The 18,523-nt window shown below is 68.8% G+C and carries 20 protein-coding genes and 1 pseudogene; 13 read left to right on the forward strand and 8 right to left on the reverse strand.

Annotated elements, in window-relative coordinates; genetic code table 11:
* Positions 1–23 precede the first annotated feature (23 nt).
* Positions 24–482 (forward strand): Lrp/AsnC family transcriptional regulator, encoded by a 459-nt coding sequence (locus tag H6900_00215; GenBank protein MCC0071689.1) that lies wholly within the window; start codon positions 24–26, stop codon positions 480–482.
* On the opposite strand, the gene H6900_00220 is transcribed toward H6900_00215, so the two are convergent.
* Positions 483–1,115, reverse strand: a complete 633-nt coding sequence (locus H6900_00220) for a DUF1109 family protein (protein ID MCC0071690.1) — start codon at positions 1,113–1,115, stop codon at positions 483–485.
* Positions 1,112–1,657 (reverse strand): sigma-70 family RNA polymerase sigma factor, encoded by a 546-nt coding sequence (locus tag H6900_00225; GenBank protein ID MCC0071691.1) that lies wholly within the window; start codon positions 1,655–1,657, stop codon positions 1,112–1,114. The genes H6900_00220 and H6900_00225 overlap by 4 nt, the downstream gene beginning before the upstream one ends.
* 168 nt (positions 1,658–1,825) lie before the next feature.
* Between H6900_00225 and H6900_00230 the strand changes: the two genes are divergently transcribed.
* Genes H6900_00230 through H6900_00245 form a run of 4 tightly spaced genes read left to right on the forward strand, consistent with a single transcriptional unit; the run spans position 1,826 to position 4,195 of the window.
* Positions 1,826–2,128: a DUF2282 domain-containing protein gene (locus H6900_00230; protein ID MCC0071692.1), complete on the forward strand. Its 303-nt coding sequence runs from the start codon at positions 1,826–1,828 to the stop codon at positions 2,126–2,128.
* A 58-nt stretch (positions 2,129–2,186) separates the two neighbouring features.
* Entirely contained in the window at positions 2,187–3,029 is an 843-nt protein-coding gene (locus H6900_00235; protein MCC0071693.1) for a DUF692 domain-containing protein, read from the forward strand.
* Positions 3,013–3,729 (forward strand): putative DNA-binding domain-containing protein, encoded by a 717-nt coding sequence (locus H6900_00240; GenBank protein MCC0071694.1) that lies wholly within the window; start codon positions 3,013–3,015, stop codon positions 3,727–3,729. Before H6900_00235 ends, H6900_00240 begins: the two co-directional genes overlap by 17 nt.
* 1 nt (position 3,730) lies before the next feature.
* The gene (locus H6900_00245; protein MCC0071695.1) at positions 3,731–4,195 is read left to right on the forward strand and encodes a DoxX family protein; all 465 of its coding nucleotides are present in this window, start codon (positions 3,731–3,733) and stop codon (positions 4,193–4,195) included.
* Positions 4,196–4,326: 131 nt separating this feature from the next.
* Here the strand turns inward: H6900_00245 and H6900_00250 are convergent, their stop codons facing one another.
* Positions 4,327–5,697, reverse strand: coding sequence for an aspartate aminotransferase family protein (locus H6900_00250; protein MCC0071696.1), 1,371 nt, complete (start codon positions 5,695–5,697; stop codon positions 4,327–4,329).
* Between the two features lie 106 nt (positions 5,698–5,803).
* Between H6900_00250 and doeB the strand changes: the two genes are divergently transcribed.
* On the forward strand, positions 5,804–6,805 hold the full coding sequence (doeB, locus tag H6900_00255) for an N-alpha-acetyl diaminobutyric acid deacetylase DoeB (GenBank protein MCC0071697.1): 1,002 nt from the start codon (positions 5,804–5,806) through the stop codon (positions 6,803–6,805).
* 29 nt (positions 6,806–6,834) lie between these two features.
* On the opposite strand, the gene H6900_00260 is transcribed toward doeB, so the two are convergent.
* Together H6900_00260 and H6900_00265 are read right to left on the reverse strand one after the other, a co-directional pair.
* Positions 6,835–7,299, reverse strand: coding sequence for a hypothetical protein (locus tag H6900_00260; GenBank protein MCC0071698.1), 465 nt, complete (start codon positions 7,297–7,299; stop codon positions 6,835–6,837).
* Between the two features lie 107 nt (positions 7,300–7,406).
* Complete coding sequence (locus tag H6900_00265; protein ID MCC0071699.1) at positions 7,407–8,438, reverse strand: alkane 1-monooxygenase; 1,032 nt, start codon at positions 8,436–8,438, stop codon at positions 7,407–7,409.
* A gap of 116 nt (positions 8,439–8,554) precedes the next feature.
* Between H6900_00265 and ftsY the strand changes: the two genes are divergently transcribed.
* Both ftsY and H6900_00275 read left to right on the forward strand, forming a co-directional pair.
* Positions 8,555–9,565 carry a signal recognition particle-docking protein FtsY gene (ftsY, locus tag H6900_00270; GenBank protein ID MCC0071700.1) on the forward strand — a complete coding sequence of 337 codons (1,011 nt, stop codon included), beginning with the start codon at positions 8,555–8,557 and terminating at the stop codon, positions 9,563–9,565.
* A gap of 30 nt (positions 9,566–9,595) precedes the next feature.
* A complete protein-coding gene (locus H6900_00275) occupies positions 9,596–10,495 on the forward strand; it encodes an EamA family transporter (protein ID MCC0071701.1) in 900 nt (299 codons plus the stop codon).
* Here H6900_00275 and H6900_00280 read toward each other — a convergent pair.
* Together H6900_00280 and H6900_00285 are read right to left on the reverse strand one after the other, a co-directional pair.
* The gene (locus tag H6900_00280) at positions 10,492–11,397 is read right to left on the reverse strand and encodes an alpha/beta fold hydrolase (protein MCC0071702.1); all 906 of its coding nucleotides are present in this window, start codon (positions 11,395–11,397) and stop codon (positions 10,492–10,494) included. The genes H6900_00275 and H6900_00280 overlap by 4 nt on opposite strands.
* Positions 11,397–12,551: an amidohydrolase gene (locus H6900_00285; GenBank protein ID MCC0071703.1), complete on the reverse strand. Its 1,155-nt coding sequence runs from the start codon at positions 12,549–12,551 to the stop codon at positions 11,397–11,399. The genes H6900_00280 and H6900_00285 overlap by 1 nt, the downstream gene beginning before the upstream one ends.
* A 230-nt stretch (positions 12,552–12,781) precedes the next feature.
* Between H6900_00285 and H6900_00290 the strand changes: the two genes are divergently transcribed.
* The 5 genes and pseudogenes from H6900_00290 to ptsP all read left to right on the forward strand — a co-directional run bounded on the left by H6900_00290 (position 12,782) and on the right by ptsP (position 17,916).
* Positions 12,782–13,201 carry a DUF1178 family protein gene (locus tag H6900_00290; protein ID MCC0071704.1) on the forward strand — a complete coding sequence of 140 codons (420 nt, stop codon included), beginning with the start codon at positions 12,782–12,784 and terminating at the stop codon, positions 13,199–13,201.
* A 94-nt stretch (positions 13,202–13,295) separates the two neighbouring features.
* Positions 13,296–13,487 carry a hypothetical protein gene (locus H6900_00295; protein ID MCC0071705.1) on the forward strand — a complete coding sequence of 64 codons (192 nt, stop codon included), beginning with the start codon at positions 13,296–13,298 and terminating at the stop codon, positions 13,485–13,487.
* A gap of 86 nt (positions 13,488–13,573) precedes the next feature.
* Positions 13,574–13,756, forward strand: a pseudogene (locus tag H6900_00300) (hypothetical protein).
* A gap of 438 nt (positions 13,757–14,194) precedes the next feature.
* Complete coding sequence (locus H6900_00305) at positions 14,195–15,457, forward strand: aspartate kinase (GenBank protein ID MCC0071706.1); 1,263 nt, start codon at positions 14,195–14,197, stop codon at positions 15,455–15,457.
* A gap of 191 nt (positions 15,458–15,648) precedes the next feature.
* The gene (gene ptsP / locus H6900_00310; GenBank protein MCC0071707.1) at positions 15,649–17,916 is read left to right on the forward strand and encodes a phosphoenolpyruvate--protein phosphotransferase; all 2,268 of its coding nucleotides are present in this window, start codon (positions 15,649–15,651) and stop codon (positions 17,914–17,916) included.
* Here the strand turns inward: ptsP and H6900_00315 are convergent.
* Positions 17,913–18,431 (reverse strand): N-acetyltransferase, encoded by a 519-nt coding sequence (locus H6900_00315; protein MCC0071708.1) that lies wholly within the window; start codon positions 18,429–18,431, stop codon positions 17,913–17,915. The two genes, ptsP and H6900_00315, sit on opposite strands and share 4 nt — an antisense overlap.
* Positions 18,432–18,523: the final 92 nt, after the last annotated feature.

Genomic DNA, 18,523 nt, shown 5'->3' on the forward strand with positions numbered 1-18,523 from the left:
ATTTCTATAAAGGAACCAGCCAAATGACCCGCGACGATCTGGACAGTTTCGACCTGGCGATCCTGCGGGTCCTGCGCCACGAAGGGCGCATCAGCGTCACCGAACTGGCCAACCGCATCAGCCTGTCGAAATCGCCGACCCAGGCGCGGCTCAAGCGGCTGGAAAACGCCGGGTTCATTACCGGCTATCAGGCCCTGCTGGACCATCAGCGGCTGGGCATGGGACATATCGTCTTTGTCGAGGTCCGGCTGTCCGACACCCGCGAGTCGGCGCTGAAATCCTTCAACACGGCGGTGATCGCCACCCCCGAGATCGAGGAATGCCACATGATCGCCGGGGCCTTCGACTATCTGCTCAAGGTGCGCAGCGCCGATATCGTCGATTATCGCCACACGCTGGCCGAGAAGATCTCAAGACTGCCGCATGTCGCCTCGACCTCGACCCATGTGGCGATGGAATCGGTGAAGGAAGGCGGGCGCTGATCACCAGCGCAAGAACCGCGCGCCCAGCGCCGCCCCGGCCAGCGTGACCGCCCCGATCGCGATGCCGTAGCCGGTAAAGAAATAGATCACCGGGTCATGCGGGCAGTGCAGCGAATAGATCGCCGCGGCGATACCGGCGGCCAGCAGGCCCAGGACCGCGCCGGCGGCGGCCGGATTCGCCGGCGCGCCGGACCGCATGGCCCAGAACCCGGCCGCCAGCACCGGCACCGACAACGCCGGGACCGAGATCAGGCAATTGACCAGATCGGGGGTCGAAAGATCGGCGATCATCTGCCCGGCCGACTGCGTGGCCAACGTCCGGCCCAGCGCCAACGCCAACCCGGCCAGCACCAGACCCAAAAGCCCGGTCCCGACCCTGAGGCGCGCCTCGGGATGGCCGATACCGCGCGCCAGACCCAGCGCCAGCGCCGCCAGCACCAACGGCACGGCCGTCTTGTAGACGGCAAACGACCCCAGCGCCTGCGCCAGATCGGGGCGCGTGTGCCAAAACAGCAGCAACGCCCCCAGCGCCAGCAGCGATGCGCCGGGCAAGGCACGCCACATCCGGCCCTCGGGGGTGATCCGGGGGGCCCCGTCGGCGGACAGCGCGGCGATCAGCTCGTCGGTGTTCATTCGATCATCCTTTCGCGCAATTGGGCCAGCCGCTTGAACGCCCTGTGCAACGCGACCCGCACCGCCCCCTCGGTCATGCCCAACCTGTCGCCGGTCTGCGCCACGCTGTCGCCATCGATCCCGATCGCCCGCACGATCGCAGCCGCGCGAGGATCGAGCTGGCCGATCACCCGCTCCATGTCCCGCGCCTCGAGCGGGTCGTCGGCGGTGGGTGCTGGCAGGACTTCGGCGAAATCCTCGACCGGCAGGTCCACCCGGTTGCCCCTTGCGCGAAAGGCGTCGATCACCTTGTGGCGCGTGACCGCATAGAGCCAGGGCCTGAGCGGCTGATCCTCGCGCCAGGTTTGCCGCTTCAGGTGGATCGTCAGCAAAACGTCCTGCACGATGTCTTCACATTGCTCAAAACCCAGCGCCGCACCGCGCGCCCGCACGATGCCACGCACCACCGGGGCGATCGCCCCGAGAAGGCTGGCATAGGCCCGCTGGTCGCCGCGGTTCGCGGCGCGCATCAGCGATTCCCAGCTTTGCTCACGGTTTGTCACCTGGCCTCCGATACGGGTGCAGCGCGGCCCTTGTTACACCGGACTTTGCCAAAATCACCGAAAATCGGGGCGATGTCACGGCTGCGTGAAGGGCGTAACGAACCCTGCCGCGTCGCCGTCTTGCCCGGCAGGTCCGCAGCAAGGCGGCCTTCAACAGGAGACTTTCCGATGACCAAGACCACCCCGTTTCTCGCCGCGTCGATCGCCGCTGCGCTGACCCTGGCCGCCGGCGCCGCGCAGGCCGACGACATGGCGATGGAGCATTGCTACGGCGTGTCGATGGCCGGCCAGAACGATTGCGCGGCCGGGCCGGGCACGACCTGCGCCGGCACCTCGACCATCGACTACCAGGGCAACGCGTGGAAAGCGGTTCCCGCGGGCACCTGCGCCTCGATCGAACTGCCCGCCGATTCGATGGGCCATGTTCGCATGGGCGCGCTGGAGCCCCTGGACCGCGACCTGCCGATGTGACCCGGCAACGGGCGGGCCACCCCGACCGGCCCGCCCGCCTTTGCCCCGAGGACCCGCCATGCCCCTGCCCCCTCATCCCGGCGTCGGCTTCAAACCCGACCACTACGCGCAGATCCTGCGCGCCCCCGGCGCTGTCCGGTTCATCGAGGTGCACGCCGAGAATTACATGGGCGCCGGCGGCGCGCCCCATGCCATGCTGGACCGGCTGCACGCCGATCACGCGCTGTCGGTGCATGGGGTCGGCCTGTCGATCGGCGGGGCGGGCCCCCTGGACCGTGACCACCTGGCGCGGCTGAAGACCCTGCTCGCCCGTCACCGGCCCGAGAGTTTCTCGGAACACCTCGCCTGGTCCTCGCATGGGGCGGCCTGGCTGAACGACCTGCTGCCCCTGCCCTATACCGACCAGACGCTGGAAACGATCTGCACCCATGTCGATCAGGTTCAGACCGCGCTTGGCACGCGGATGCTGCTGGAAAACCCCGCGACCTACCTCACCTTTCCCGAAAGCACCTGGAGCGAGACCGATTTTCTGCGTCAGATCGCCCGGCGCACCGGCTGCGGGCTACTGCTCGATGTGAACAACGTCTTCGTCAGCGCCACGAACCACGGCTTCGATGCGCGGGCGTATCTGAGCGCGTTTCCTCTCGACCAGGTGGCCGAGATCCATCTCGCCGGCCACGAGGTCGAGGCCCTGCCCGAAGGCCCGCTGCTGATCGACAGCCATTCGCGCCCGGTAGCCGATCCGGTCTGGTCGCTCTATGCCTGGGCGTTGTCGCGCACCGGCCCCCTGCCCACGCTGATCGAATGGGACAACGACCTGCCCGACTGGCCCGTCCTGCGCGCCGAGGCCGGGCGCGCCGAAACCATCTTGCACGGGGTCTCTCATGACCGGGCCCTTTGATCACGCCACCCTTCAGGCACGCTTTCATGCCGCGCTTTGGCAAACCGAACCGCCCGAGGGCCTGGATCCGCGCCGCTTCGCCGTCTACCGCAACAATGTCCAGCACGGCCTCTCCCGCGCGCTCGCCACCCGATTCCCGGTGATCGAACGCCTGGTGGGCGCCGAATTCTTCGCCCGGATGGCCCGCGTCTTTGCCGCCGCCCATCCTCCCGCGACCCCGGTTCTGCTGGCCTGGGGCAAGGACTTCGCGGCCTTCCTGGAAACCTTTCCGCCGCTCGCCGGTCTGCCCTATCTGCCCGATGTCGCGCGGCTGGAATGGGCGCGCGGGCGCGCCTATCACGCCGCCGACGCCCCCGTGGCCGATCCCGCCCGGCTTGGCCACGGCGACCCGGCGCGGCTGCGCCTGACCCTCGCGCCCTCGGTCCGGGCCTGGGCCAGCCGCTGGCCCGCCCTGTCGATCTGGCGGCAGAACCAGCCCGGCGCCGTCGCCGCCCCGCTCGGCCAGGCCCCCGAACAGGCGCTGGTCGCGCGCACCCCGGCGTTTTCGGTGATCGTCGAGCCGCTCACCCCGGACGGGCACGCCACCCTCGCCGCCCTTCTCGCCGGCCACCCGCTGGGTCAGGCCACGATGGGCACCGACCCAACCCCGCTGCTGACGCTGCTGCTGCGCCACGGCCTCATCACCGCGATCGGAGACTGACATGACCCAGACCCCCGCCACCCCAAGCGGCCTCAGGGCGCGCCTGGGCGCGCTCAACGCCGCCGCCGGGCGCTGCGTGCCGGCCGACCTCGCGCAACTGGCCGCACGGGTCTTCGTCGCGATGGTCTTCTGGCAATCCGCCCGCACCAAGGTCGAGGGGCTCTTCACCATCAAGGACTCGACCTGGTATCTGTTCCGCGAGGTCTACGCCCTGCCGCTGATCCCCCCTCAGATCGCGGCGGTGCTGGCCACCACGGCGGAACACCTGCTGTCGGCGCTGTTGATCCTCGGCCTCGCCAGCCGCTTTGCCGCCGCCGGGCTTCTGGTCATGACCGCGGTGATCGAAATCTTCGTCTTCCCCGAGGCCTGGGTCATGCACGGGCTCTGGGCCGCCAGCCTGCTCGCCGTCCTTGCCCGGGGCCCGGGCCGCGTGTCGCTGGACCGCCTCCTGCGCCTCGACCGCTGAGCCCCATCATCTTGTCGGAAATACGCACGGGGTTTCCAAAGGGGGGCGTGCCCCCCTTTGGGCGGGGGGTGCGGGGGGCGGCAGCCCCCCGCCTCTGTCACGCCGGAACCACCGTCACGCCGGAACCGCGGTCACCCCAGAACCGCCGTCACCGCCTCGCGCGTGACCTCGACGATCCGGTCCGCCTCGTCCCGCGTCAGGCACAGCGGCGGCGCAAAGCCGATCAGATCGGCCTGCGGCATCGCCCGGGCGATCACGCCGCGCTTCAACATCTCGCCCACGACGCGCGGCGCGACCGAACCCACGGGCGCGAACGCCCCGCGCGTGCCCTTGTCCGAGGTCAGCTCGACCGCCACCATCATCCCTTCGCCGCGCACCTCGCCGACATGGGGATGCCCGCCCACCGCCGCCGCCATCGCGTCGCGCAGATAGGCCCCCGTCGCGCCGGCATTCGCGACGAGGCCCAGCGAATCGATCAGGTGCAGGTTCGCCACCCCGGCCGCCGCGCCGATGGGATGCGCGGAATAGGTCCAGCCGTGACCGATGGGCCCGTTCTCGTCCGTGCCCTGGCACAGCACGTCCCACATCCGTTGCCCGACGATCGAACCCGACAGCGGCGCATAGGCCGAGGTCAAGCCCTTGGCGATGGTGATCAGATCGGGCTTCAACCCGTAATGCGCCGAGCCGAACATGCTGCCCAGCCGACCGAAACCGGTGATCACCTCGTCCACGATCAGCAAGATGTCGTGACGATTCAGGATCGCCTGCACCCCCTCCCAGTAGCCGGCCGGCGGCGGCACGATGCCACCCGTGCCCAGCACCGGCTCACCGATAAAGGCGGCGATCGTCTCGGGGCCCTCGCGTTCGATCAGCGTCTCCAGCTCGCGCAGCAGGAACGCGGTGAAATCGGCCTCGGTCATGGCGGGGTCGGGGCGGCGGTAGAAATAGGGCGCCTCGGTGTGCAGGACATGGTCCAGCGGCAGGTCGAATTTCTTGTGGAACAGCTCGAGCCCGGTCAACGAGCCCGACATCAGCCCCGACCCGTGATACCCGCGCCAGCGCGAGATGATCTTCTTCTTTTTCGGCAAGCCGCGGATGTTGTTGTAATACCAGACCAGCTTGATGTTGGTCTCGTTCGCGTCGGACCCGCCCAGGCCGAAATAGACCCGCGCCATGCCCTTTGGGGCGCGGTCCATGATCATCTTCGACAGGGTGATCGAGGCCTCGGTCCCATGGCCGACATAGGCGTGGTAATAGGCCAGCTCGCGCGCCTGCCTGGCGATCGCGTCCGAAATCTCGGTGCGCCCATAACCCACGTTCACGCAATAGAGCCCGGCAAAGGCGTCGAGCAGGCGGTTTCCCTCGCGGTCTGTGATATGAACCCCCTCGCCGCCGGTGATGATCCGTTGCGGCGCCTCGCCCCGCGCGAATTGCGCCAGATGGGTCGAGGGGTGAAAGAAGCTCTCGCGGTCCCATTGCGCGAGTTGGTCATTGGTCAGCATGATGCCCTCCGTTTGCGGGCGAACGCTAACGCAGGCGGCCGGCGGGGGAAACCCTCTGGCCTCGGCCAAATTTCCGGGGCTAGAGTGGGCCGAACGAGAGGTCCCCATGAACGCCACCGCACCCGCCAATCCGATCCGCCCGACCATCCCTCTGGATGCCCCCGGCAAACACCACGGTTTTCTCAAGCTGCCCTGGTCGCGCAATGACAGCGCCTGGGGCGCGGTGATGATCCCCTTGACGGTGGTGGTCAATGGCACCGGGCCGACGGCGTTGTTGACCGGCGCGAACCATGGCGACGAATACGAGGGGCCGGTCGCCCTGCAAGCCCTCGCGCACGAGCTGGACCCTGCCAGGGTGAACGGCCGCGTGATCATCGTGCCCTACATGAACTTGCCGGCGTTTCGCGCCGGCGCGCGCGTGTCGCCGATCGACGGGGGCAACCTGAACCGGGCCTTTCCGGGCGCGCCCGACGGCAGTGTCACGCAGAAGATCGCGCATTATTTCAATGACGTGCTGGTGCCGATGGCGGATCTGGTGGTGGATTTCCACTCGGGCGGAAAGACCCTGGATTTCCTGCCCTTCGCCTGCGCGCATTACCTGGACGACGCCCGGCAGCAGGCCGCCTGCGTCGCCGCGGTCACGGCCTTCAACGCCCCCTACACGCTGATGCTGCGCGAGATCGACGCGGTCGGCATGTATGACACCGCGGTCGAGAGCCAGGGCAAGGTTTTCGTCACGACCGAACTGGGCGGCGGCGGCAGTCTCAGCGCGCGCTCGGCCAGGATCGCGCGGCGGGGGTTGCGCAACGTGCTGATCCACGCCGGCATCCTGACGGGCACAGCCGAGCACGCCGACAGCGTCCTGCTGGATATGCCTGACGACGATTGTTACCATATCGCCCCCGCCGCCGGGCTCCTTGAGCCGCTGGTCGATCTGGGCGAGCGCGTGTCGGACGGCGCGCCGCTGGCGCGGATCTGGCCGGCCGACCGGTCCGGCGAGGCGCCGGCCGTGATCCACGCGCAGCGCGACGGCGTGCTGGCGGCACGGCATTTCCCGGGGCTGATCCAGTTGGGCGATTGCCTGGCGGTGGTCGCCGTTCAGGCCTGACGGCCGACCGCCGCAGAACGTGGAAGGGATCAGACCCCCACGCCCGGGCCCAGGCAGGCCATCGGCCGGTCGTTCTGCTGCACCTCATACAACTCGGTCCCGGGCCCGTCGGGGCCCTGGAACACCCCGCGCAGCCCGTCGCCGTTCTGATAGAACCGCCAGCATTGTTCGTTGTCCGGCGCGTTGTCGTAGACGAAGCAGATGTTGCCGCCGCGTTCGTACCAGTGCCCGTCCTGGCAATCGTCGCCATTGAAGGCCCAGCGCACCTGACGGTCTGGCAAGTATTGTTCGACCCCGTAGGGCGTGCCCTGGAACGCATAGCTCAGGGTCCGGCCCAGGGTATAGGCGTCGAACGCCTCGGCCGACAGGGCGGGACCATCAGGCGCGACCTGCGGCGCCGCGTCCGGTTTGGACGGGACTTGCGCCAAGGCGGGCGGCGACAGGGCCGGCAGCGCAAGGGCCAGCGCCAGCGCGGCGAGGGGGATGGATCGCATCGACACCTCCACAAAGCGTTCGGGACCCCGGCCGCCGGCGGGGTGCGGGCGAACGGAGAACCGCCTCACTGTGCCAGAGCCAGGCTCGCGCGACCAGCCGCGGGCCGTCACGTTGCCGCGAGTCCGCCTGCCGCGCGCCCGGCGGCGAGCCGCACCAGTCGCGGGTCCATCACCCGCCGCCAAAGGGGTGGCACCAGCGCCAGCACCGCCATGGCGGGCAGCGGCGCGGGCAGCATCGGCGCGCCGTCGGGAAGGATCAGCTGCGGATAGGGGCGCGCGGGATGGGCGTGGTGATCCGAATGGCGCGGCGCGTTCAGCGTCACGGCCGAGGAATACCACCCGGCCGCGTTCCACGAATGGCCCGCGCCGACCGGCTCATAGCGCCCCTCGGACGTGCGGGATCGCCTGAGCCCGTAGTGCTGGACGTAATCCGACAGCAGCAGCTGCGCCTGCACATGCGAGGCCAGAAGCAGGTAGACCGCCAACCCCTTTGGCCCGAACAGCGCCAGGGCCAGCGCGATCAGGCCCAGCGCACCCCCCAGATACAGCGCGTAGGGGTTGCGCCGTCGCCCCTGGGCGCGCGCCGAAAGCGCCCGCTCGGCCGCCAGCCCGGCCCGGAAACTGCCGATCCAGGCGCGCGGCAGAAACCGCCAGTAGCCCTGCCCGCGCCGCGCCGAATTGGGGTCGTCGGGCGTCGCCACATGGACGTGGTGCACCAGCCGGTGCGCGGACACGTGGTGCCCGAACAGAAAGGTCACATAAACCGCCACGCCCAGCCGCATCAGCCAGCGGTCGGCGCGGTGGATCAGCTCATGCGCCGCCGGGTTGCCGACCTGACCGAAATAGAGCCCGAAACCGATCACCCCCGCCAGCCAGTCGGCGCCGTGCAGCCGCCCCGTCAGCGCCCACAGCGCAACCGGCATCAGCACCAGTTGCAGCGTCCCCGTCAGCGCCAGCAGGCCGTCGCCGGCGGGAAAGGCGCCCTCGCGCGGTGCCAGCGCGGTCAGCGGGTCCATGGCCAGCCAGAACGCCCCGACCGACAGCGGCGCCAGCCAGATCCAGACGCCGCCCCAGACCACCCCCGCGACCAGCAGGGCGGCGGGCAAAAGCGTGGCGATGGCAAAGGCATAAAGGCGCATGGCGTGACGATACCCCAAGCCCGGGCAACACAGAAGAGGCTGCCGCCCCTTCCATCCCCGGCCCGCACAGGCTAGGTGCAAGGAGTAAACAAAGGCCCAACCGGCGCGGAGGCCCCATGTCCTTTTTCGGTAAACTCAAGGAACGGATGTTCCGCTCGTCCTCGAAGCTGGACGAAGGGCTGGACGCGCTGGTCGCGGCCGATCCCGATCCCCAACCGCAGTCCCCGCCGGCCACAGCCCCCGAAACGGCGAAACCGGGGCTGCTGTCGCGCCTGACCGGGCGCACGGACGCGCCGCGCCGCATCCTGGACGACGCGATGATCGAGGACCTCGAGGATCTGCTGGTGCAGGCTGACCTGGGTGTGGACACCGCGCTCAAGGTCACCGCGAACATTGCCGCGACTCGCTTTGGCAAGAAGGTCACCACCGACGAGATCAAGACCGCCCTCGCGGCCGAGGTGGCGCGCATCATGGACCCCGTTGCGCGGCCCATGCCGATCTATCCAAAGCGCCCGCAGGTGGTGCTGGTGGTGGGCGTCAACGGCGCCGGCAAGACCACGACCATCGGCAAGCTGGCCTCGCAATTTCGCGCCGCCGGCAAGTCGGTCATCATCGCCGCCGGCGACACGTTCCGCGCGGCGGCCGTCGAACAGCTTCAGGTCTGGGGCCAGCGCGCCGGCGTTCCGGTGATGACCGCGCCCGAAGGGTCGGACCCGGCCTCGCTGGCCTTTGACGCGCTGACCCGCGCCCAGACCGAGGGCGCCGACCTGTTGATGATCGACACCGCCGGGCGGCTTCAGAACCGCGCCGACCTGATGGAGGAACTGGCCAAGATCGTCCGCGTGATCCGCAAGAAGGACCCCAGCGCGCCGCACAACACGCTGCTGGTGCTGGACGCGACCACCGGGCAGAACGCGCTGAACCAGGTCGAGGTGTTCCGCCAGATGGCCGATGTCACCGGCCTGATCATGACCAAGCTGGACGGCACGGCGCGCGGTGGCGTGCTGGTGGCGCTGGCGGACCGGTTCGGGCTGCCGATCCACGCGATCGGCGTGGGCGAACAGATCGACGATATGTCGCCCTTCGACCCGCAGGAGTTCGCCAGGGCCCTCACCGGCGCCGACTGACGCCGCCCACCCCAGCACAGGTTCCACGCCATGAGCGACTGGCTGATTTCGCAGGAAGGCACGCAGACCGGGCTCTACCTGTCGATGGGCTTTGCCCTGGCGGCGGCGGTGCTGCACGCGATCTTCGGCGCCTTGCAAAAGGGCCGGCACGATCCCTGGCTGTCTCGCGCGGCGATCGACACGGTGATCTTCGTGCTGGCGACGCCGGTCGCGCTGACGCTGGTGCCCTGGCCGGCCCCCCATCTGTGGCTGATCTTTGCCGGGGCCTGGGTCATTCATACCGTCTACAAGATCCTGCAGGCGATGACCTACACGCGCGGGGCCTATACCGTGGTCTATCCCGTGGTGCGCGGCACCGGACCGCTGTTCGCGGTGCTGGGCGCCGGTCTGATCTTTGGCGAGCATTTCAACGGCTGGCAGTGGTTCGGCGTGGCGGTGCTGCTGTCGGGGATCTATGGCCTTGCGCTTTACAACCTGCGCAAGTTGACCGTGGGGCGCGACAGACTGGTGCCGGCGCTGGGCTTTGCCGTGGCGACCGGGGCCATGGTCGCGCTCTATACCACCTATGACGCCTATGGCATTCGCGCGACCGAGAACCCGTTCACCTTCCTGGCGTGGTTCTTTGTCCTGGACAGCCTGTTCATGCCCGTGGTCGGCGCCCGCCGGCTGGTCGCGCTGCCGCGCGCCGAGCTGGTGGCCCTGCTCAAGCGCGGCTTTGTCGGCGCGATCGTCGCCTTCGCCAGTTTCGGCGGCATCATGCTGGCGACGCGGTTGGGACCGGTCGGCCAGGCGGCGGTTTTGCGCGAGACCTCGACCGTGTTCTCGGCGCTGATCGGCTGGCTGATGCTGGGCGAACACACCGGCCCGCGCCGCGTCGCGCTGATGGCGATGATCGCGGCCGGGGCGGTGATCGTGCAGCTGGCCGCCTAGCGCAGCGCCGCAACGAAGTCCGCGACCATCGCCACGATCAGGGGCGCCAGCGCAGGCGTGATGATGTGCCCCATGCCCGGCAGGGCGCGAAACGCGGCGCCGGGGATCGTCGCGGCGATCTCGCGGCCCAGATCCAGGGGGATCAGCGTGTCGTCCTCGCCGTGAAGGACCAGCGTGGGCAACCGCGTGCGCGCCAGCCCGGGACGGCGGTCGGGCGCACCGGACAGCGCCATGACCTGCCGGTTCATCCCCTCGGGATCGACGCCGCGGTCAAAGGCGACCTCTGCCATGGCGCGAATTGCGTCCTCGGGCATGGGGTAGCCGGGGCTGCCCCATTTGCCGTGTTCCTCGACCTGGGCGTCCAGATACTGCGCGCGGGTGCGCGGGCGAACCAGCAGGGCCTCGGCCCGGGCCAGCGCGGCAACCGCGTCGGCGCCGGCCTCGGCGCCCAGGGGTCGGCAGGCCGACATCACGATCACCGCAGACAACAGCCGATCCGGCGCGTCCAGCATCAGTTGCTGCACGACCATGCCGCCCATGGAAATCCCGAAGACATGCGCCCGCTCGATCGCCAGCGCATCCATGAGCCCGGTCACATCCGCCGCGAGATCGCCGATGCCATAGGGCGCGGGCAGGGCCTCGCCCCGCCGCAACCGGTCCAGGATCGAATCGGCGTCGGCCGGCTGCCCGGGCACCGGGCAGCGTTGCGACAGGCCGACATCGCGGTTGTCGAAGATCACGGTGCGAAAGCCGCGCGCGGCGAAGCCGTCGATCAGCGCGGCAGGCCAATGCGCCATCTGGCTGCCCTGCCCGCGGATCAGGATCAGCGGCACGCCGTTGTGCGGACCGTGATCCTCGATCGCCAATGAGATGCCGTTCGCGCGGATATGCTGCACGCCCATCACGCGGCGCCCCGGGTCTCGACCATGCGGATGTAATAGGCCGACCCCAGCGTCAGAAAGGCGTCGTCAAAGTTGAAACCGGGGTTGTGCAACGCGGGGCCGATCCCGTGGCCGATGGTGCATTGCACCCCCGGCACGATCTGCGCCATGTCCGCGAAATCCTCGGAGCCCATGACGCGTTCGGTGCGCAACTCGGCCTTGTCGCCGACCAGGTCCCGGGCGACCGCATAGACGTGCTGCGACAGGGTGGGGTCGTTTTCCAGCACGTCGAAGACATTGCGCATGTCGAGCTTGACCTCGATCCCGTGCGCGGCGGCGGTGCCGTCGCACAGCGCCTGCATCCGCTCGGTCACCCGGGCCGCCGCGTCCCGGTTGAAATAGCGCACGGTGCCGGCCAGCGTCGCCACCTCGGGGATGACGTTATAGGCCGCGCCGGCGTGGAACTGCGTGACCGAGACCACCACCGGATCGGTCGGCTTGATGTTGCGCGAGACGATGGTCTGGATCTGCCCGACCAGCGAGGCGGCGATCACCAGGCTGTCGATGCCGGTTTCCGGCGAGGCCGCGTGGCAGCCCTTTGCGGTGATGGTGATGTCGAAGAAATTCGCCCCCGCCAGCGCCGGCCCGGGGGTCACGCCGATCACGCCGGGCGCCTGATAGGGCGAGTTGTGCAGCGTATAGACCTCGTCGCAGGGAAACCGGTCGAACAGCCCGTCGGCGATCATCGCGCGGGCGCCACCGAGGCCTTCCTCGGCCGGCTGGAAGATGAACACCGCGGTGCCGGCGAAATCGGGATCCTCGGCCAGGTAGCGCGCGGCGCCCAGCAGCATCGTGGTGTGCGCGTCATGGCCACAGGCGTGCATCACGCCGGGCGTCTTCGAGGCATAGGGCAGGTTGGTCTGTTCGTGGATCGGCAGCGCGTCCATGTCGGCGCGCAGCCCGATGGTGCGCCCCGGTCGGTTGCCCTTGAGCACGCCGACCACGCCGGTCTTGCCCAGGCCCGTCGTCACCGCGAGTCCCAGCCGTTGCAGCTCGGCGGCGACGATGGCCGCGGTGCGGACCTCCTGAAAGCCCAGTTCGGGGTGCTGGTGCAGGTCGCGGCGGATCGCCGTCAGATCGGACGCATAGTCCTGAAGTCGCTGGGGAATGGTCATGGCAAGGCTCCTGTTCGAGGACCGCAGGCTGACGCGGCGCCCTGGGGGATGCAACCGGAATCGCGCGGTGCGGGTGGCGGCCGCCGGGGGCCAGCCCCCGGACCCCCGGGATATTTGACGCACAAAGAAGGGGCATTTGAGTCAAATTGTCGGCAATGGTCGCGGGCTTGCGGCGGCCGCGGCAGGCACTAGATTGGAGGGGACAGTCCGATGAAAGCCCGGCCCCGCCCATGATCCGTTACCGCCTGAAATGCGACCAGGGACACGAGTTCGAGAGCTGGTTCGCCTCGACCGCGGCCTTTGACGGCCTGCACAAGGCCGGGCACCTGGCCTGCGCGACATGCGGCAGCGCGCGGGTCGAAAAGGCGCTGATGGCGCCCTCGGTCGCGACCGTCGAGGCCGAGACCCGCCCGTTGGCCGCACCCGCCTCGGCGCTGGAGGAAAAGCTGGCGGCGCTGCGCCGGCATGTCGAGGAAACCTCGGATTACGTCGGCACGGATTTCGCGACCGAGGCGCGCGCGATCCATCTGGGCGAGGCGCCCGAGCGCCCGATCTGGGGCGAGGCCCGCCCGGACGAAGCCCGCGCGCTGGTCGAGGAGGGGGTTCCCGTGGCCCCCCTGCCCTTCATGGGCAAGGCCCGCGCGAACTGATTTCTCGACAAAGCCACAATTCTTTCGCGAATGCGCCGAATTCGGGGCCCTGGATACCGGGTAGCCAGTGGCTCTGTTCGCGTTGGAGGTTGTCATGCAAAAGTCCGTTCCCTCACCGGCCCGCGGGCCCCTCATCCGACCCGGCGATTCCGGCCTGGACTGGGTCACCGTTGCCGCCGCCGCGGGCAGCGTGGCGCTGGCGATCGGCATTTCGATGGCCGCCGGGGTTGGCGGTGGCGACGCGCCGCAGGACCCGTCCGTCTATTCCCAATCGGCGGCGCTTTAACGCCGTCTGGTCCCTCAAGTCCCGGCCAAGCGGACACCGGCCCCGGGCACAGTTTCATGGTTCTTCATTTCAGGAGTCGTTTCCTCATGTCTCAGATCCTTCCTTCCCTCGTCCGGTTCATCCGCGACGACCGCGGCGCCATCACGGTTGACTGGGTGGTTCTGGCCGCCGCCGTCAGCGGGTTGGGCCTGGCCTCGGTCGCCTCGGTCCGCGAGGGCACGGGCGCCCTGGGCAGCGACATCGCCAGCGCGCTTTCGGGCGCCACCGTAGCCGTGCTGGGCGAACTGGGCAGCGATGGCTATACCGGCCCCCGGGCGATCGGCGAGGGCCGCAGCACGGTCGAGACGTCGTATGCCTGTCCGCGCGGTTCGGGCGTGTGCTTCACCACCACGACCACGTTCACCAGCTTCCAGATGGCCGACGGCAGCACCTGGACGCGGCGCAGCGACGTCAACGACCTGCCCGACAGCGAGCCCTACGTCACCTGGTGGGATCAGGACGGCCACCTGGTCAACGACGCGCCGCGCATCGACGTCTGATCGCCGCCCGGCCCGGCTGTCCGGCTTGACCGGACGACGGGGTCGCGCCCCCAGCCCACCCCTGCCCCGCCCGGCCGCGTGCGGCGCCTCTTGCGCGCCCCTGCCCCCAAGTCTATGAGAGGCGCGCGCCGCGCATGGGGTCCGGCGCGCGTTCGGACGGGGGCCTGGATGCCTGTTCTGGTGATGAAATTCGGCGGCACCTCGGTGGCCGACCTGGCCCGCATCGAAAACGCGGCAGCGAAGGTCAAGCGCGAGGTCGAGCGCGGCTATGACGTGATCGTCATCGTTTCGGCGATGGCCGGCAAGACCAACGAACTGGTCAAATGGGTCAACGACACCTCAGGGTTCTATGACGCGCGCGAATACGACGCGGTCGTGTCGTCGGGCGAGAATGTCACCGCCGGGCTGATGGCGCTGCGACTTCAGGAAATGGGCGTGCCGGCGCGTAGCTGGCAGGGCTGGCAGGTGCCGATCAACACCACCTCGGCGCATGGCTCGGCGCGGTTCGTGTCGATCCCGCGCGAGAACATCGATTCGAAATTCGCCGAGGGCTTCAAGGTCGCCGTGGTCGCGGGGTTCCAGGGCGTCAGCCCCGAGGGCCGGATCACCACGCTGGGCCGGGGCGGCAGCGACACCACCGCCGTCGCCTTTGCCGCCGCCTTTGACGCCGATCGCTGCGACATCTACACCGATGTGGACGGGGTCTACACGACCGATCCGCGCATCACCTCGAAGGCGCGCAAGCTGGACAAGATCAGCTACGAGGAAATGCTGGAACTTGCGTCACTGGGCGCAAAGGTCCTGCAAACCCGTTCGGTCGAACTGGCGATGCGCTACAAGGTGCGCCTGCGGGTGCTGTCTTCGTTCGACGAAACCGATGAAACGTCCGGCACCCTGGTCTGCGACGAGGAGGAAATCATGGAATCGAAAGTCGTCTCTGGCGTCGCCCATTCGCGCGACGAGGCCAAGATCACCCTTTTCACCATCGACGACCGCCCCGGCATCGCGGCGGCGATCTTCGGCCCGCTGGCCGAGGCCGGGGTCAACGTGGACATGATCGTCCAGAACATCAGCGAAAAGGACTATGACGCGGCCCATTCGGGCGCCGTCACCGACATGACCTTTTCGTGCCCCGTGGATCAGGTGAAGCTGGCCAAGAAATCCATGGAAGAGGCCCGGGCCGCCGGCAAGATCAAGTATGATGAACTCATCATCGACACCGATGTCAGCAAGGTGTCGGTCGTGGGCATCGGGATGCGCAGCCACGCGGGCGTCGCCGCGCGCATGTTCCAGGCGCTGTCGGCCGAGAACATCAACATCAAGGTCATCGCCACCTCGGAGATCAAGATCTCGGTGCTGATCGACCGCAAATACATGGAACTGGCGGTGCAGACCCTGCACGACGCCTTTGCGCTGGAATCGGCGGTCTGACCGTGCCCCGGGGCACCCGCCAACCGGGTGCCCGCTTTTGCAGCACTGCCGGTTTTGCCCCGGTGCGGCCCCCGCGGCCGTCGCAAAGCTGTTTCCCTTCCGCTGCAAGTTGATCTAGAGTCGGCACGTCTCAACCCCTTCAACCCCGCCCGCCGCGCGCCCGAAACCGTCAGGTCAGGAACCCCTTCCGAATGCAGGATCGTAGCGAAAGCGAAAGCCGCCGCCTGCTGCGCCGCTTGCGCGACACGTTGGCCGAACCGGGCCAGGGGCAGGAACGGCTGGACCGCATCACCGGGCTGATCGCCGACTCGATGCATACGGATGTGTGCTCGATCTACCTGTTCCGCGACCGCGAGACGCTGGAACTGTGCGCAACCCGCGGCTTGAAACCCGAATCCGTGCACCGCACCCGGATGCGGCTGGGCGAGGGTCTGGTCGGCCGCGTGGCCCGCACCGCGGCGGCTGTGAACACCGCCAATGCGCCCGGCGAACGCGGGTTTCGATACATGCCCGAAACCGGCGAGGAAATCTATTCCAGCTTTCTCGGGGTGCCGATCCAGCGCCTGGGCGAGAAACTGGGCGTGCTGGTCGTGCAATCGCGCGAGGCCCGCGCCTATTCCGACGACGAGGTCTATGGCCTCGACGTGGTGGCGATGGTCCTGGCCGAAATGACCGAACTCGGCGCCTTTGTCAGCGACGACACGGCGATCGCCTCGTTGCACAAGCATCCGGTGATGATCCGCGCCGGATCGGGGCAAGAGGGCACCGCCGAAGGGCAGGTCTGGCTGCACGAGCCGCGCGTCGTGGTGACCAACCTGGTCAACGACGACCCCACCGCCGAAGCCGAACGCCTGCGCGACGCGGTCACGCGACTCAGGGGGTCGGTGGACGATCTGCTGGAAGCCACCGGCGACGTGGACAAGGAACAGCGCGACATTCTGGAAGCCTATCGCATGTTCGCGAATTCGCGCGGCTGGCTCAGGCGGATGGAGCAGTCCATCGAAAACGGCCTCTCGGCCGAGGCCGCCGTCGAAAAGGAACAGTCCGAGGCCCGCGCGCGTCTGCAACAGGCGCCCGACCCCTACCTGCGCGACCGCCTGCACGACCTGGACGACCTGTCGAACCGACTGCTGCGCATCCTGACCGGCCAGGGCAACGACACCGGCGCCACGCTGCCCGACCGGCCGATCCTGGTGGCGCGCAACATCGGCCCGGGCGAATTGCTGGAATACGGCAAGCAGTTGCGCGGCGTGGTGCTGGAGGAGGGCTCGGTCGGTTCGCACGCCGCCGTTGTGGCGCGGGCGCTGGCGATTCCGCTGGTCGTCCACGCCGAGGGCATCACGACCGAGGCCCTGAACGGCGACGCGATCATCGTTGATGCCGACGAGGGCGTGGTGCACCTGCGCCCCGACGAAAGCGTCGCCTCGGCGTTTCGCGACAAGATCGTCATGCAGACCCAGGCGGCCGCGCGTTTTGCCGCGCTGCGCGACCGGCCGGCCGTGGCGCGATGCGGTGCCCGCGTCGCGCTTCACATGAACGCCGGCATCATGGCCGACCTGCCCTCGCTCCTCGGTTCGGGGGCCGAGGGGGTGGGCCTGTTCCGCACCGAACTCCAATTCCTGCTGCGCAACTCGATGCCCCGGCGCTCGGACCTGGCGGCGCTTTATGCGCGCGTGCTGAAGGCCGCCGACGGGCGCCGCGTGGCGTTCCGCACGCTGGACATCGGCTCGGACAAGGTCATGCCCTACATGAACCGCCCTGAGGAACCGAACCCCGCCATGGGCTGGCGCGCGGTGCGGGTCGGGCTGGACAAGAAGGGCGTGATGCGGATGCAGTTGCAGGCCCTGATCCGCGCCCATGCCGGACGGCCGCTGACCGTCATGTTCCCGCTGGTCAGCGAAATGTCCGAATTCGCCGCCGCGCGCGAAATCCTGCTGCGCGAAATCGAACGCGAGGCCCATCTGGGCCACCCCTTGCCCGAACGGCTCGAGGTCGGCGCCATGCTGGAAACGCCCAGCCTGGCCTTCGCCCCCGAGGCCTTTTTCCGCATGGCCGACTTCATCTCGATCGGCGGGAACGACCTGAAGCAGTTCTTCTTCGCCGCCGACCGCGAGAACGAGCTGGTGCGGCGGCGCTATGACACGCTGTCGCTGAGCTTTTTCACCTTCATCCAGAAGATCGTGACGCGCTGCGCCGCGACGGGCACGCATCTTTCCTTCTGCGGCGAGGACGCCGGCCGCCCGATCGAGGCGCTGGCCCTTGCCGGTGCCGGGCTGCGCACCCTGTCCATGCGCCCCGCCGCGATCGGCCCGGTCAAGGACCTGATCCTGCGCGCCGATCTGAACGCCGTGGCCGAGATCATCGCCGACGCCAAACGCCGGGGCGAGGATCGGCTGCGCCCGGCGATCGTGGACTATGTCCGCAGCCTGCCGCCCCCGGACACCGCCCGCGCCCCCTAGGCCGCGGGCGTGGCGCTGTCGGGCGCCGGATCGGGCACGGCCCGCGTGACGGCGCCGGTGACGCCCTGCCAGGCACCAGGCGCCAGCGCCAGGGCCAGAACCCGGTCGGGGTTGGTCGGCGGCGGCATGAGAACGCCGTCCATCTTTTCGAAGCCAAAGCGCCGGTAATACGGATAGTCGCCCACCAGCATCACCCGCGTCCAGCCGGCTGCGCGCGCGCGCTTCAGCGATTCGCGGATCAGCAGGCCCGCCAGGCCTTCGCCTTGCCGCGTGGGGTGAACCGCCACCGGCCCCAGCAACAGCGCGGGCTGACCGCCGACCCGCACCGGCCAATAGCGGATGACCCCGGCCAGGGCGCCCGATTCATCCCACAGGCACAGGCACAATTGCGCCACCGGCGGCACATCGTCACGCAGACGATAGGACGACAACGCCGTCCGCCCGGGGGCAAAGCACAGGTCGTAAAGGGCCTCGACCTCCCACCAGTCGGCGGGCTCTTCCTGACTGAGATCCACCCCATCCTCCCGGTGCCGACCGTTGGAATCGCCCCTAACATGCTCAAGGATCAATTTCAAATGCCGGGCCGGACCCGAACGCGCGGTCCCCG

Origin of the sequence: Rhodobacter sp., assembly GCA_020637515.1 — a bacterium.
GTDB lineage: Bacteria > Pseudomonadota > Alphaproteobacteria > Rhodobacterales > Rhodobacteraceae > Pararhodobacter.